Source organism: Brenneria nigrifluens DSM 30175 = ATCC 13028 (genome assembly GCF_005484965.1).
GTDB classification, from domain to species: domain Bacteria; phylum Pseudomonadota; class Gammaproteobacteria; order Enterobacterales; family Enterobacteriaceae; genus Brenneria; species Brenneria nigrifluens.
This window is the reverse complement of sequence record NZ_CP034036.1, coordinates 1,370,851-1,385,521: the sequence shown is the minus strand read 5'-3', so window position 1 is coordinate 1,385,521 and position 14,671 is coordinate 1,370,851. Positions and strand designations below refer to the sequence as shown.

Genomic DNA, 14,671 nt, shown 5'->3' with positions numbered 1-14,671 from the left:
ACGAGTCGGGCCGGCGTCCGTTTACAGGGTTGCGCCCGCCGGTTACAGCAGCCGCCTGACCAGCAGACCGAGCATGATGGTCAGGGTGAAGGAAAACAGCGTGCCAAGCATCACATACTCGGTACGCATCTTATCGTCGCTTTGGCGCAGATCGCCGAAACGAAAAATGGATTTTGCCGCCAGTAAAAAACCAATCGCCGGTATCTGCCCGATTAGCACAAAGGTCAGGATTAGCGTTCTTTCCAAATAGCCGATTTGTTTCCCCGCTCTCAACAGTGAATCTTTATTCGCCCTGGCGGAAGGGGGCATCTGGGGTGACCAACGCGCCAGCAGTTGGTCGATCAGGATACTCATCGGCAGGTAAATCACCAGATAGGCGGCAACAATCAGACTAAACTGCACGCCGGCCAGTTGTTGACACAAGAAAGAGAGCAGCGGCCGGGCATCGGGAATCAACGCTAACCACAGGAGCAGGATCGCCGACAGATGCAGACCCTGATCTATCAGGAAACTGCCGGCCAGGTTTAACCGGCTCATTACGGTGACTTTCATCAGGTCGATCAGATAATGGCTGATGCCTATCACCAGTAATGCGAGCAACGCATAGAAAGAGGGCAAGCTGCCGTACAGTAAACCAAATCCGGCGACGACCAAGGCCGCCGCCGCCGCATGCAGAATGGCGTGGAGTAACAAAAATTTCGAACCGGCGCGGTATCTGGCTTTATGCTTCACCCAACTGAGCGGTTGCAAAGAGAAATCAACAACCAGATGCGCTATCAGCATCCAGGTCAACAGCGGAGCGAAGGTTAAATCCATAGCTAGGTTATCCTGTTGATGGCGGAGATAAATCTTATGATTTCCTCATAGGCGGCCCGTTTGAGCGCGGCGGATACCGTTGATGTCGCCTTTTGCAGCGTTTTCGCCACCTCGACGTTGGTCGCGGCAAACATCCGCGCCTGGACGATTTTTGCCTCGCTCGGCGATAGACGACCTATGACATGATCTAACATCGGCAGTAAATCGCTGACAACCGCGTTTGTTTTATCATTGTCATTTTTCAGAGCCAGTCTGCAATTTTTGCCTATCGTGTCCAACGCCTGGCCGGAATTGAGAAAAGCGCTGCCGTAGCCTGTTCCCCGAGCCTTGTGGCTACCCAGACCAACGGCTACCCTGGCGTCCCAGTAGGCGATCCCGGAGGCTTTCAACGCGATGCGGATATACACCGCCAACAATAAACCCTGTTCTGATTTAGCGACGGCCTGAAAAGAATCGCCCCGGAAGATTTCGAAGCTATGTAACCACTTAGCCTGCTGCAAATCGTGCAGCAGGTTATCCAGTCGCTCAAGATAGGCCGCGGTGTCCCCCCGCTGAGAATTGACCAGATCGCCGGTAATCACACTGATTTTTGTCGCCATTTTTTATCGCCCTCAGGCAATGATAGAACCCGAAATTCGCATCTAGGGACGAATATATCAAATGTTCGTCCCTAGATGCGAATTTTACCGCTATTCGCCGTACGGAACGAATCCGACTCGGTGGAATTACTCCGCCAGGCTGCGGACATAGTTATGCATCCATCGCTACGCGCTGATGAAAATATCGCCGTTGTAAGAAGGTATCAGAATAATGAATGGTTAAAAGTGCAGAGATAACAAGGCGCGCCATTTAGTTTAGCCATCGTTCTAATATAGAATTGCGTTTTTGCATTCTCCATCTCATTTTTGGCGCAGCCGTTACATAAAATGACCTGGAAAATTTGGCCTGCCTCATATTTGGAGCATACATGTCCCTGTCACATATTGCGCAATTCGCATTAGCGTTGGTTGTTGTTGCAACTCTGGCGTTACTCATCTGCCGCGACCGTAAAAGCATCCGCATTCGGTTTATTATTCAACTGCTGGTTATTGAAATCCTGCTTGCCTATTTTTTCCTCTACTCGAATATCGGCTTAGGCGTGGTAACGGGGTTTGCCGCCGTCTTTGATAAATTACTTGGTTTTGCGGGCCAGGGAACCGATTTCGTCTTTGGCGATATGGTCAACAGCGAGAAAAACCTGATTTCCTTCTTCTTCAAAGTGCTTTGCCCCATCGTGTTTATTTCCGCGCTGATCGGGATTCTGCAATACATCAGGCTATTGCCGATCATCATCCGCCTGATCGGCACCGTACTGTCCAAAGTCAACGGCATGGGCAAACTGGAGTCGTTTAACGCCGTCAGTTCGCTGATCCTCGGGCAGTCGGAAAACTTTATCGCCTACAAGGATATCCTGGGCAAAATGTCCGAAAAGCGCATGTACACCATGGCGGCGACGGCGATGTCCACCGTGTCCATGTCGATCGTCGGCGCATATATGTCCATGCTGGACGCCAAATTTGTGGTTGCCGCGCTGATACTGAACATGTTCAGCACCTTTATCGTACTGTCTCTGATCAATCCGTACAAAGTTGACGCAGAACCGGAGTTGCAGCTGGGCAATCTGCATGAAGGCCAGAGTTTTTTTGAGATGCTGGGCGAGTATATTCTGGCGGGCTTCAAGGTTGCGGTTATCGTGGCGGCCATGCTGATTGGTTTTATCGCCCTGATTGCCGCCATCAACGCCATCTTCAGCGCGATATTCGGCATAAGTTTTCAGGAGATGCTCGGCTACGCTTTCTACCCGTTCGCCTGGATTATGGGTATCCCCTCCCATGAAGCGCTGCGGGTCGGCAGCATTATGGCGACCAAACTGGTCTCCAACGAATTTGTCGCCATGCTGGAACTGCAAAAGATCGCCGCGGAGCTTTCGCCGCGCAGCGTCGGGATCCTTTCCGTCTTTCTGGTTTCTTTTGCCAACTTCTCGTCTATCGGCATCATTGCCGGGGCCATCAAAGGCCTGAATGAGCATCAGGGCAACGTGGTTTCCCGCTTCGGACTGAAGCTGGTTTACGGTTCCACATTGGTAAGCATCCTTTCCGCCTCCATTGCCGGGCTGGTGCTGTAACCCGATAATAAACCGGGAACCTTCGTTCCCGGTTCAGACCATTGACAAAGCCTGTTATTAGGGAGAGCGTGGCGAGGGGCCGTAGCGGCGTAAGCCGCCGACTTGCGCTCTTTTCAAAATAAGAGAACCTCCTCCCCTGTTAATTAAAAAACAGAAGCCTCTGTTGATGGAAATTTAATAAAAAAACCGCCGCGCTATTAACTTTCTCCAGCCATCTTACCTACCGTAAATGATGTTAACAAATCATGTTACCGGTAACGTAATCCAGGCGACATTTCCATCGCGACGATTGTTGCAATACTGCGCCCTCAAGGTAAAAATCGCTTTTCTCTGCAACATTTTGAAGCAGACCGGCATGATGCTGCCGGTAACCCAATAAGCGGCAATACCGAACCTGTAAAATAAATCATTTTAAATATCATAAAATTAAATTTTAACCATGTGATATTTTCCGCTACGTTTGCTTGCAGCGCGGCTAATTTTTCCTCTAATTGCGTAAAAAATCATTCAGGCAGCCATCAGGAATTGTTTATGAAAGATCTATTTTCACTCTCCAAAAAGAAAGTGCTTATTACGGGTTCAGCGCAAGGCATCGGTTTTCTGCTGGCTAAAGGGTTATCCGAATTCGGCGCGGAAATCATTATTAATGATAAAGCGTCGGGTGGCGCTGGCCGGCCGCCTCAACGCCAAATTCATCGATGGGGATGACATGCATCCGCGGGCGAACATTGAAAAAATGGCCTCCGGCCGCCCGCTGAACGACGACGATCGACTGCCCTGGCTCGAACGCCTGAGCGACGTGGCCTATAGCCTGCAGCAAAAAAACGAAACCGGCTTTCTGGTCTGTTCCGCGTTGAAAAAACGCTACCGCGACCGGCTGAGAGAGGGGAATAACCATATGACCTTCCTGTGGCTGAACGGCGACTACCCGTTGGTGTTAGAACGGATGCAACAGCGCGCGGGTCACTTCATGCCGCAAAGCCTGCTGAAAAGTCAGTTCGCCACCCTGGAGTCCCCCGATAAGCAGGAGAGCGACGTGATGCCCTTCGATATCGCCGCCTCGCTCGACGGCGTGGTCAACCGCTGCATCGAGGCGCTATCCCGGGAAAGGGCGCCGCAACCTCTGCACGCCGGTCGAACGGAACAAACGGCATAAATAACAACGCCTTGCCAATGCCGCCTTGCTCCCACCCTGCCTGGACAAGGCGGCATTTCTACTGCTGATAACCGACACGCGCCGCCGTCAGAGGCTTTGGCCGCGGCCTGATTTACGCCTCTCGGCTGTGGTATTTCCGCCCCGCGCCGACAATCCCTGACACATCTTCCATATTTCCTTCATTATTTCTCCGGCATGGGGTGGTTAAACTAGTATGATAAAACGCATAATTTTATACCACGCACTGTTGCAGGGACCCGCGCGTTGTCCGCGCCATACGGAGAGACTAACCGATTACCATGAATGCCAAACGCCTCTTACACCTGTTGATATTTGTTGCCGTCGTTGTTGCCGCTCTGCTGCTCTGGCGTCATTTCACCCAGCCGCAAACCACCGCCGGCCAGAGCGGCGATCGTGCCGCGCCCGCGGCGCGCCAGGGAAACGGCGCCGGCCGCCGGGCCGCCATGAACGTGCTGCCCCCGGTGCAGGCCGCCCGGACCGGTTCCGCCTCGGTTCCCTACTATCTTTCCGCGCTCGGCACCGTTACCGCCTCCAATACCGTCACCATCCGCAGCCGGGTTGACGGCGAACTGATGGCCCTGCACTTTCAGGAAGGGCAGCAGGTCAACGCAGGCGATCTGCTGGCGGAGATCGATCCGCGGCCGTTTCAGGTAGAGCTAACCCAGGCTCAGGGGCAGTTGGCAAAAGACCGGGCGATACTCGCCAACGCCAGGCAGGATCTGGCCCGCTATCAGCAGTTGGTGAAAACCAACCTGATCTCCCGTCAGGAGCTGGATGCGCAACAAGGGCTGGTGCGGCAGTCGGAGGGCGGCGTCACAGCGGATGAAGGCGCGGTGGCCAGCGCCGAGCTACAGCTGGCTTACAGCAAAATCATCGCCCCCATCGGCGGGCGGGTGGGGTTAAAGCAGGTGGACGTGGGAAACTACATCACCAGCGGCGATACCAACGGTCTGGTGGTTATCACCCAGACGCAGCCCATCGATGTGGTATTTACCGTGCCGGAAGGCGAGATCGCCACCATTGTCAAGGCGCGCAAATCGGCGCAGGCGCCGATCGTGGAAGCCTGGGATCGCGCCAATCAGCAGAAGCTGTCACAGGGCAGCCTGCTGAGCATGGATAACCAGATCGACGTAACCACCGGCACCCTCAAGCTCAAAGCCCGTTTCGAAAACAGCGACGACGCCCTGTTCCCCAATCAGTTCGTCAATATCCGCATGAAGGTGGATACGCTGCAAAACGCCATCCTCGCCCCCGCCGCCGCGGTACAAATGGGCAATGAAGGGCGCTTTGTCTGGATACTGAATGATAAAAACGAGGTGAGTAAACGTCTGGTCACCACCGGTATTCAATACGGCCAGCAAATGGTGATTACCGCCGGTCTGAGCGCCGACGTGCTGGTGGTGACCGACGGCATCGACCGTCTGACCGAAGGCGCCAAAGTCGAGGTGCTCTCCTCCGACGCCACGGATAAAACGCCGTTAATCAGCGGAGAGAAACCCTGATGCGGCAGGATAGCGTGCCGGCCAGCGGCGGCGGACCGTCGCGGCTTTTTATCCTGCGTCCGGTGGCGACCACACTGTTGATGGTCGCCATCCTGCTGGCGGGTATTATCGGCTACCGCGCCCTGCCGGTTTCCGCCCTGCCGGAGGTGGACTACCCCACCATTCAGGTGGTGACGCTCTATCCCGGCGCCAGCCCCGAAGTGGTCACCTCGGCCATTACCGCGCCGCTGGAACGCCAGTTCGGGCAGATGTCCGGGCTGAAGCAGATGGCGGCCCAGAGCTCCGGCGGCGCCTCGGTGATTACGCTGCAATTTCAGCTGGAGCTGGCGCTGGATATTGCCGAACAGGACGTACAGGCGGCGATCAACGCGGCGACCAATCTGCTGCCTTCCGACCTGCCCTACCCGCCGACCTACAGCAAGGTTAACCCGGCCGACCCGCCGATTATGACGCTGGCGGTCACCTCCAGCGCCATGCCGATGACCCAGGTGCAGGATCTGGCGGATAACCGCATCGCGCAGAAAATCTCGCAGGTAGCGGGCGTCGGCCTGGTGTCGCTGGCCGGCGGGCAGCGCCCGGCGGTGCGGGTAAAGCTGAACGCGCCGGCGCTGGCGGCATACCAGCTCACCGGCGAAACGATCCGCAGCGCCATTACCGCCGCCAACGTCAACTCCGCCAAGGGGAGCCTCGACGGCCCGACCCGCTCGGTGACCCTGTCCGCCAACGATCAGATGAAATCCGTCGAGGATTACCGCCAGTTGATCGTCGCCTGGCGTAATGACGCCCCGGTGCGCCTGCGCGACGTCGCCAGCGTGGAGCAGGCGGCGGAAAATACCTATCTGGGCGCCTGGGCGAATCGGCAACAGGCGATCATTATCAACGTTCAGCGCCAGCCGGGCGCCAACGTGATCGCCACCACCGACAGCATCCGCCAGATGCTGCCGGGACTGACCGCCAGCCTGCCGAAATCGGTCGAGGTATCGACGCTGACCGACCGAACCCTCAGCATCCGGGCGTCGGTAAAAGACGTGCAGTTTGAACTGCTGCTGGCCATCGCGCTGGTGGTGATGGTGATTTACCTGTTTCTGCGCAACGCCGTCGCCACGCTGATCCCCAGCATCGCCGTGCCGCTGTCGCTGATCGGCACCTTTGCGGCGATGTATTTCCTCGGCTTCTCCATCAATAACCTGACGCTGATGGCGCTCACCATCGCCACCGGATTCGTGGTGGACGATGCGATAGTGGTGATTGAAAATATCTCCCGCTATATCGAAAAAGGCGAGAGGCCGCTCCACGCCGCGCTGAAAGGCGCCGGGGAGATCGGTTTCACCATTATTTCATTAACCTTTTCGCTGATTGCCGTGCTGATCCCGCTGCTGTTTATGGGAGACATTATCGGCCGGCTGTTCCGCGAATTCGCCATCACCCTGGCCGTCGCCATTCTGATTTCCGCCGTGGTGTCGCTCACCCTGACGCCGATGATGTGCGCCCGCCTGCTCAGCCATCGGTCGCTGAGTAAACAGAATCGCTTTACCCGCGCCAGCGAGCGCTTTTTTACCCGGCTGGTGGCCGCGTACGCCGTCTGGCTGCGCAAGGTGCTGAACCATCCGTGGCTGACGCTGAGCGTGGCCGTGGGCACGCTGGCGCTCACCGTGCTGCTGTATCTGTGGATCCCCAAAGGCTTCTTCCCGGTGCAGGACAACAGCATTATTCAGGGCACGGTGCAGGCGCCGCAGTCGGTCTCTTTCCGCAATATGGCGGAGCGCCAGCAGCAGGTGGCATCCATCATTATGAAAGACCCGGCGGTGCAGAGCGTCTCCTCGTTCGTCGGCGTTGACGGCACCAACGCCGCGCTCAACGGCGGGCGGCTGCAAATCAATCTGCATCCGCTCAACGAGCGCCGCGAGCGTATTGCGGAAATCATCGCCCGGCTGCAACAGCAGACCGCGCAGCTCCCCGGCATCCAGCTCTATCTGCAACCGGTGCAAGATCTCACCATTGATACCCAGCTTAGCCGAACCCAGTACCAGTTCACCCTACAGGCGATGTCGCTGGACGATCTCAGCCTGTGGGTGCCGCAGCTATTGACCGAGCTGCGCAAGCTGCCGCAGTTGCAGGACGTCAGCAGCGACTGGCAGGACGGCGCGGCCATCGCTTACGTCAACGTCGACCGCGACAGCGCCAGCCGTCTGGGCATCAGCATGGCCGATGTGGACAACGCGCTCTATAACGCCTTCGGCCAGCGCCTGATCTCCACCATTTACACCCAGGCCAGCCAGTACCGTGTGGTACTTGAGCACGATACCGCCGACAATAGCGGTCTGGATGCGTTAAACGACGTGCGCTTAATCAGCAGCGACGGCGGCAGCATTCCGCTCAACAGCATCGCCGCCATCGAAGAGCGGCAGGGGCCGCTGGCCATCAATCATCTCGACCAGTTTCCCTCCACCACTATCTCCTTCAACGTCAGCAGCGGCTATGCGCTGGGGGAAGCGGTAGAGGCCATCACCCAGGCGGAACGGCAAATGAACCTGCCCGCCGATATCACCACCCGTTTCCAGGGCAGCACGCTGGCCTTCCAGTCGGCGCTGGGCAACACGGTGTGGCTGATCGTCGCCGCGGTGGTGGCGATGTATATCGTCCTCGGCGTGCTGTATGAAAGCTTTATCCATCCGGTGACCATCCTTTCAACGCTGCCTACCGCCGGGGTGGGAGCGTTGCTGGCGCTGATGATGGCGGGCAAGGAACTGGACGTGATCGCCATTATCGGCATTATTTTGCTGATCGGCATCGTCAAGAAGAACGCCATCATGATGATCGACTTCGCGCTGGCCGCCGAACGGGAACAGGGCATGAGCCCGTATGACGCCATCTACCAGGCCTGCCTGCTGCGCTTCCGCCCGATCCTGATGACCACCATGGCAGCCCTGCTCAGCGCCCTGCCGCTGATGCTGAGCACCGGCGTCGGCGCCGAATTGCGCCAGCCGTTGGGGATCTGCATGGTCGGCGGTCTGGTGATGAGCCAGATTCTGACCCTGTTTACCACCCCGGTGATTTACCTGCTGTTTGATCGGCTGGCGCAGCGGTTGCGGGGCGCGCCGCGTCAGGAGGAGGAAACCAAGTGAGGTTCTTCGCCCTGTTTATCCATCGGCCGGTGGCCACCATTCTGCTGACGCTGGCGATCGCCCTCTGCGGCGTCCTGGGGTTTCGCCTGCTGCCGGTGTCGCCGCTGCCGCAGGTGGACTTTCCGGTGATCGTGGTCAGCGCCTCGCTGTCCGGCGCCTCGCCGGAAACCATGGCGTCATCGGTGGCCACGCCGCTGGAGCGGGCGCTGGGCAGGATCGCCGGCGTCAATGAAATGACCTCCACGAGTTCGCTGGGCAGTACGCGCATTATTCTGGTGTTTAATCTCGAACGGGATATCAACGGCGCGGCGCGCGATGTGCAGGCGGCCATTAACGCCGCGCAGAGTCTGCTGCCGTCCGGCATGCCCAGCCGCCCGACCTACCGCAAAATGAACCCGTCCGACGCCCCGATCATGATCCTGACGCTGACCTCGGATACTTACAATCCCGGACAGCTGTATGACTACGCCTCCACCCGGCTGGCGCAGAAAATCTCCCAGATGTCGGGCGTGGGCGATGTCTCCGTCGGCGGCAGCTCGCTGCCCGCCGTGCGCGTGGCCCTCAATCCGCAGGCGCTGTTCAATCAGGGCATTTCGCTGGACGAGGTGCGGCAGACCATCAGTCAGGCCAACGTGCGCCAGCCATTGGGCGACATTGAAAACCGCCGGCAGCGCTGGCAGATAAAAACCAACGACGAACTGAAAACCGCGGCCGCCTACCAGCCGCTGGTCATTCGCTACAACAACGGCGCCGCCGTGCGGCTGAGCGACGTCGCCACGGTGCGGGATGCGGTGCAAAACTCGCGCAACGCCGGGATGGCCAACGCCAAACCCGCCGTGCTGCTGGTAATCAGCCGCGCCCCCGGCGCCAATATCATTACCACCGTGGACAGCATTCGCGCCGCCTTGCCCGAGCTGCGCGCCAGCCTGCCGGCGGAAATCCGGCTTGATATCGCCCTGGATCGTTCGCCCACTATCCGCGCCTCGCTGGCTGAAGTGGAGCAATCGCTGGTGATCGCCGTGGCGCTGGTGATTGTGGTGGTGTTTCTGTTTCTCCGTTCCGGGCGCGCCACGCTGATCCCCGCGGTGGCGGTGCCGGTTTCGCTTATCGGCACCTTCGCCGCCATGTATTTGTGCGGTTTCAGCCTGAATAATCTCTCCCTGATGGCGTTGACCGTCGCCACCGGTTTCGTGGTGGATGACGCCATCGTGGTGCTGGAAAATATCTCACGCCATATCGAAGCCGGCATGAAGCCATTGCCGGCCGCGTTGCAGGGGGTACGCGAAGTCGGTTTCACCGTGCTGTCGATGAGCATATCGCTGGTGGCGGTGTTTATCCCGCTGCTGCTGATGGAGGGCCTGCCGGGACGGCTGTTTCGCGAGTTCGCCGTTACCTTGTCGGTGGCGATTATTATCTCGCTGCTGATCTCGCTCACCCTGACGCCGATGATGTGCGCCCGGCTGCTGCGCGCCGCGCCGCAGCGCGGCCAGCCGCGTTTGCGCGGTTTCGGCCGCCTCCTGCTGGCCATGCAGCAAGGCTACGGGCGTTCGCTTAAGTGGGTGCTGAACCACGCCCGCTGGGTGCTGGCGTTGCTGCTGGGAACCATAGCGCTCAATGCCTGGCTGTATATCAGCATTCCGAAAACCTTTTTTCCGGAGCAGGATACCGGCAGGCTGACGGGGTTTATCCAGGCCGACCAGAGTATCTCGTTTCAGGCCATGCAACTGAAGCTACAGACCTTTATGACCCTGGTGCGCAGCGATCCGGCGGTTGACAACGTTACCGGCTTTACCGGCGGTTCGCGCACCAACAGCGGTTCCATGTTTATTACGCTCAAGCCGCTGTCGCAGCGCGACGTCAGCGCCCAGCAGGTAGTCGGCCGCCTGCGCGCCACGCTGGCTAAAGAGCCCGGCGCCACCCTGTTTTTAATGCCGGTGCAGGATATACGCATCGGCGGGCGCGAAGCCAATGCGAGTTATCAGTACACCCTGCTGTCGGACGATCTCGGCCTGCTACGCGCCTGGGAGCCGAAAATTCGTCAGGCGCTGAGCAAACTGCCCCAACTGGCCGACGTCAATTCCGATCAGCAGGATAAAGGCGCGGAGATGGCGCTGACTTACGATCGCGACGCCATGGCCCGGCTGGGGATCGACGTCGCCGACGCCAACGCGTTATTGAACAACGCCTTCGGCCAGCGGCAGATTTCCACCATTTACCAGCCGCTCAACCAGTACAAGGTGGTGATGGAAGTGGACGAGGCCTACACGCAGGATGTCAGTTCGCTGGAAAAAATGTTTGTCATCAACGATGCCGGCAAACCCATCCCGCTCTCCTACTTTGCCCGCTGGCAACCCGTCAACGCGCCGCTGACGGTCAACCATCAGGGATTGTCCGCCGCATCCACCATCTCCTTTAACCTGGCGCAAGGGGCGACCCTTTCCGACGCCACTGCGCTGGTTGAACGAACCATGACCTCGCTGGGCGTGCCGTCCGCGGTGCGCGGACAGTTCTCCGGCACGGCGCAGGCTTTCCAGCAGTCGCAAACGGCGCAGTTGCTGCTGATTCTGGCGGCGATTATTACCGTTTATATCGTGCTGGGCGTGCTGTACGAAAGCTACGTGCATCCGCTAACCATTTTGTCCACCCTGCCCTCCGCCGGCGTGGGCGCCTTGCTGGCGCTGCAATGGTTCGGCGCGCCGTTCAGCCTGATTGCGCTGATCGGCATAATGCTGTTAATTGGTATCGTTAAAAAGAACGCCATTATGATGGTGGATTTCGCGCTGGCGGCGCAGCGCAGCGGCGAACTCAGCGCGCGGGACGCCATATTCCAGGCCAGCCTGCTGCGTTTCCGCCCGATTATGATGACCACGCTGGCCGCGCTGTTCGGCGCCCTGCCGCTGGCGCTCACCAGCGGCGACGGCGCGGAACTGCGCCAGCCGCTCGGCATCACCATCGTCGGCGGTCTGGTGATGAGCCAGCTTCTGACGCTCTATACCACGCCGGTGGTGTATCTGTTCTTCGATCGTCTGCGCAATATGCGGCGCAAAACCCATGAACGTATTTCTGTTTATTAATTATTTTCAGCAGGAGATCCCTGAAACATGGTGACTCGGCCCGCTTCCGTTCGCTGGCAACTGTGGATTGTGGCCTTTGGCTTTTTTATGCAAACGCTGGATACCACCATTGTGAATACCGCGCTGCCGGCCATGGCCGCCAGCCTGAATGAAAACCCGCTGCGCATGCACTCGGTGATTGTTTCCTACGTACTGACCGTCGCCATCATGCTGCCCGCCAGCGGCTGGCTGGCGGATCGTATCGGGGTTAAAAACATCTTCTTCTCCGCCATCCTGCTGTTCACCCTGGGGTCGCTGCTGTGCGCGCGGGCGGAAACCCTGAACGAGCTGCTGATCTCCAGGGTTATTCAGGGGATCGGCGGCGCCATGATGGTGCCGGTCGGGCGGCTGACGGTGATGAAAATCGTCCCGCGCGATCAATATATGGCCGCCATGACGTTCGTCACCCTGCCCGGCCAGATTGGCCCGTTAATCGGCCCCGCGCTGGGCGGTTTTCTGGTGGAATACGCCAGCTGGCACTGGATTTTTCTCATCAATCTGCCGGTGGGCCTTGCCGGCGCGCTGGCGACCTGGCTACTGATGCCAAACTACACCATGCAAACCCAGCGCTTTGATATTACCGGTTTTTTGTGGCTCGCCTTGTGTATGGCGACCCTGACGCTGGCGTTGGACGGGCACCATAATCTCGGCATTCCGCCCATCGTTATCCTCGCCCTGATCGCCACCGGGCTGATCTCCCTGCTCAGTTACTGGCTGCACGCCCGCCATAACCCGCGGGCGCTGTTTAATCTGCGCCTGTTCGACACCCAGACTTTTACCGTCGCGCTGACCGGCGGGTTTCTGGCGCGCATCGGCAGCGGGATGCTGCCGTTTATGACCCCGATGTTTCTGCAATTGGGCATGGGGTTCTCGCCTTTCCACGCCGGGATGATGATGATCCCCATGGTATTGGGCAGCATGGGGATAAAGCGGGTGGTGGTGCAGATCGTTAACCGCTTTGGCTATCGCCGGGTACTGATCGCCTCCACGCTGCTGCTGGCGCTGGTTACCCTGCTGTTCGCCCTGGTGGCGATGATGAATTGGATCTGGCTGCTGCCGGTGGTGCTGTTTTTCCTCGGCACGGTGAACTCGATCCGCTTTTCCGCCATGAATACCCTGACGCTGAAAGATCTGCCGGACCCGCTGGCCAGCGGCGGCAATAGCCTGCTGTCGATGTCGATGCAGTTATCCATGAGCCTGGGGGTCAGTATCGCCGGGATACTGCTCGGCATGTTTTCACACCGGCACCTGAACATGGGGCCGGCGGAAACCCACAGCGTATTCCTGTACGCTTATCTCAGCATGGCGGTCATCATTGCGCTGCCCGCCATGATTTTTAATCGCGTTCCACCCGACACCGATAAGCAGTTGACGCTTCCCCGTCGCTCGTGAGGTTGCCATGAAATTCGGGATCACCGCTAAATTATTCCTGGCGATTTTCGCCACCTGCCTGCTGGTGCTGATTACCATGCACTGGGGCGTGCGCCTCAGCTTCGAACGCGGATTTATCGACTACGTCAAACGCGGCAACGAACAGCGGGTGGCGCAGTTGCGCGACGCGCTGGCGGAGCAATATCAGCAGCACGGCGACTGGTCTTTTTTGCGCAACAACGGGCGCCTGGTGTTCAAAATGCTGCACTCTATGGATCAGAACAGCGACGACGATCATGCCATGCAGGGCTGGCGCGTTCGCCTGTGGGTGCTGGATGCGGAAAAAAACAGGCTGTACGGCTCTCCGGCGCCCATAACGGAAGAGAGCACCTGGCAGCCCATCAGGGCGCAGAATCAGACCGTCGGCTGGGTAGTCGCCTCCTCTTCCGAACGCCTGACCCGCAACGCCGATATCAATTTCGACCGGCAGCAACAGCGCACCAGTTGGCTGATCGTCGCGCTATCGACCCTGCTGGCGATCATCGCCACCTGGCTGACCTCCCGCGGTCTGCTGGCGCCGGTCAAACGGCTGGTCAACGGCATTCATCGTCTGGCGGCGGGCGATTTCAGCGCCCGCGTCACCGCCAGCGCCCACGACGAGCTGGGGCGGCTGGCGCAGGATTTTAACCAGCTTGCCGGCGCGCTGGAGAAAAACGAGCAGTCCCGCCGCGCCTTTATGGCGGATGTATCCCATGAGCTGCGCACCCCGCTGGCGGTGCTGCGCGGCGAGCTGGAAGCCTTGCAGGACGGCGTGCGCCGGCCCGACGCCGCGTCGCTGCAATCGCTCCAGGGGGAGGTGGCCACCCTGACCAAACTGGTGGACGACCTGCACCAGCTCTCGTTATCCGATCGGGGTACGCTGGCCTATCGCAAGGTCTCCGTGGATGTGGTACGGCTGCTGCATATCGCCATCGCCACCTTTCACGAACGCTACCGCAAAAAGCGCATTACCCTGACCACCGACTTTCCGCCGCGGGCCGAGGTGTTTGGCGACGCGCACCGTTTAAACCAGTTGTTCAACAACCTGCTGGAAAACAGCCTGCGCTATACCGACGAACCGGGAACCTTACACATCGCGGCGGCGGTGCGCCACCAACGGCTGGTCATCACCTGGCAGGACAGCGCGCCGGGGGTAACCGACGAGCAGCTGGCGCTGATATTCGACCGTTTTTACCGCGCGGAAGGCTCGCGCAATCGCGCCAGCGGCGGTTCCGGACTGGGGCTGGCCATCTGTCACAATATCGTTGAGGCGCACGACGGACGACTGTATGCTGAGCATTCTCCCTTGGGGGGACTGCTGATTAGCGTTGAACTTCCCTTGCATCCGCCAGAATAGAGTAATG

9 protein-coding genes and 1 pseudogene are annotated in these 14,671 nt (G+C 58.8%); 8 read left to right on the top strand and 2 right to left on the bottom strand.

Going from position 1 to position 14,671, the window contains the following annotated elements; genetic code table 11:
• Positions 1-42: 42 nt before the first annotated feature.
• Together EH206_RS06345 and EH206_RS06340 are read right to left on the bottom strand one after the other, a co-directional pair.
• Positions 43-816, bottom strand: coding sequence for a DUF3307 domain-containing protein (locus EH206_RS06345; RefSeq protein WP_009111963.1), 774 nt, complete (start codon positions 814-816; stop codon positions 43-45).
• A gap of 2 nt (positions 817-818) precedes the next feature.
• Positions 819-1,415: a hypothetical protein gene (locus tag EH206_RS06340; protein WP_009111962.1), complete on the bottom strand. Its 597-nt coding sequence runs from the start codon at positions 1,413-1,415 to the stop codon at positions 819-821.
• Between the two features lie 374 nt (positions 1,416-1,789).
• On the opposite strand from EH206_RS06340, the gene EH206_RS06335 reads away from it, so the two are divergent.
• The 8 genes and pseudogenes from EH206_RS06335 (at position 1,790) to baeS (ending at position 14,664) form a co-directional block, all read left to right on the top strand.
• A complete protein-coding gene (locus EH206_RS06335; RefSeq protein WP_040343717.1) occupies positions 1,790-2,980 on the top strand; it encodes a NupC/NupG family nucleoside CNT transporter in 1,191 nt (396 codons plus the stop codon).
• 531 nt (positions 2,981-3,511) lie between these two features.
• Positions 3,512-3,631 (top strand): annotated as a pseudogene (locus tag EH206_RS06330) (gluconate 5-dehydrogenase); the annotation flags it as partial.
• Positions 3,627-4,136: a gluconokinase gene (locus tag EH206_RS06325; protein WP_009111960.1), complete on the top strand. Its 510-nt coding sequence runs from the start codon at positions 3,627-3,629 to the stop codon at positions 4,134-4,136. The pseudogene EH206_RS06330 and the gene EH206_RS06325, both read left to right, overlap by 5 nt.
• Before the next feature lie 299 nt (positions 4,137-4,435).
• On the top strand, positions 4,436-5,659 hold the full coding sequence (locus EH206_RS06320; RefSeq protein WP_009111959.1) for an MdtA/MuxA family multidrug efflux RND transporter periplasmic adaptor subunit: 1,224 nt from the start codon (positions 4,436-4,438) through the stop codon (positions 5,657-5,659).
• Positions 5,659-8,784, top strand: a complete 3,126-nt coding sequence (locus EH206_RS06315) for an MdtB/MuxB family multidrug efflux RND transporter permease subunit (RefSeq protein ID WP_009111958.1) — start codon at positions 5,659-5,661, stop codon at positions 8,782-8,784. Before EH206_RS06320 ends, EH206_RS06315 begins: the two co-directional genes overlap by 1 nt.
• Positions 8,781-11,858: a multidrug efflux RND transporter permease subunit MdtC gene (gene mdtC, locus EH206_RS06310; protein ID WP_009111957.1), complete on the top strand. Its 3,078-nt coding sequence runs from the start codon at positions 8,781-8,783 to the stop codon at positions 11,856-11,858. The genes EH206_RS06315 and mdtC overlap by 4 nt, the downstream gene beginning before the upstream one ends.
• 27 nt (positions 11,859-11,885) lie before the next feature.
• Positions 11,886-13,289, top strand: a complete 1,404-nt coding sequence (gene mdtD, locus EH206_RS06305) for an MFS transporter (protein ID WP_009111956.1) — start codon at positions 11,886-11,888, stop codon at positions 13,287-13,289.
• A 7-nt stretch (positions 13,290-13,296) separates the two neighbouring features.
• Positions 13,297-14,664 carry an envelope stress sensor histidine kinase BaeS gene (baeS, locus tag EH206_RS06300; protein WP_009111955.1) on the top strand — a complete coding sequence of 456 codons (1,368 nt, stop codon included), beginning with the start codon at positions 13,297-13,299 and terminating at the stop codon, positions 14,662-14,664.
• Positions 14,665-14,671 lie beyond the last annotated feature (7 nt).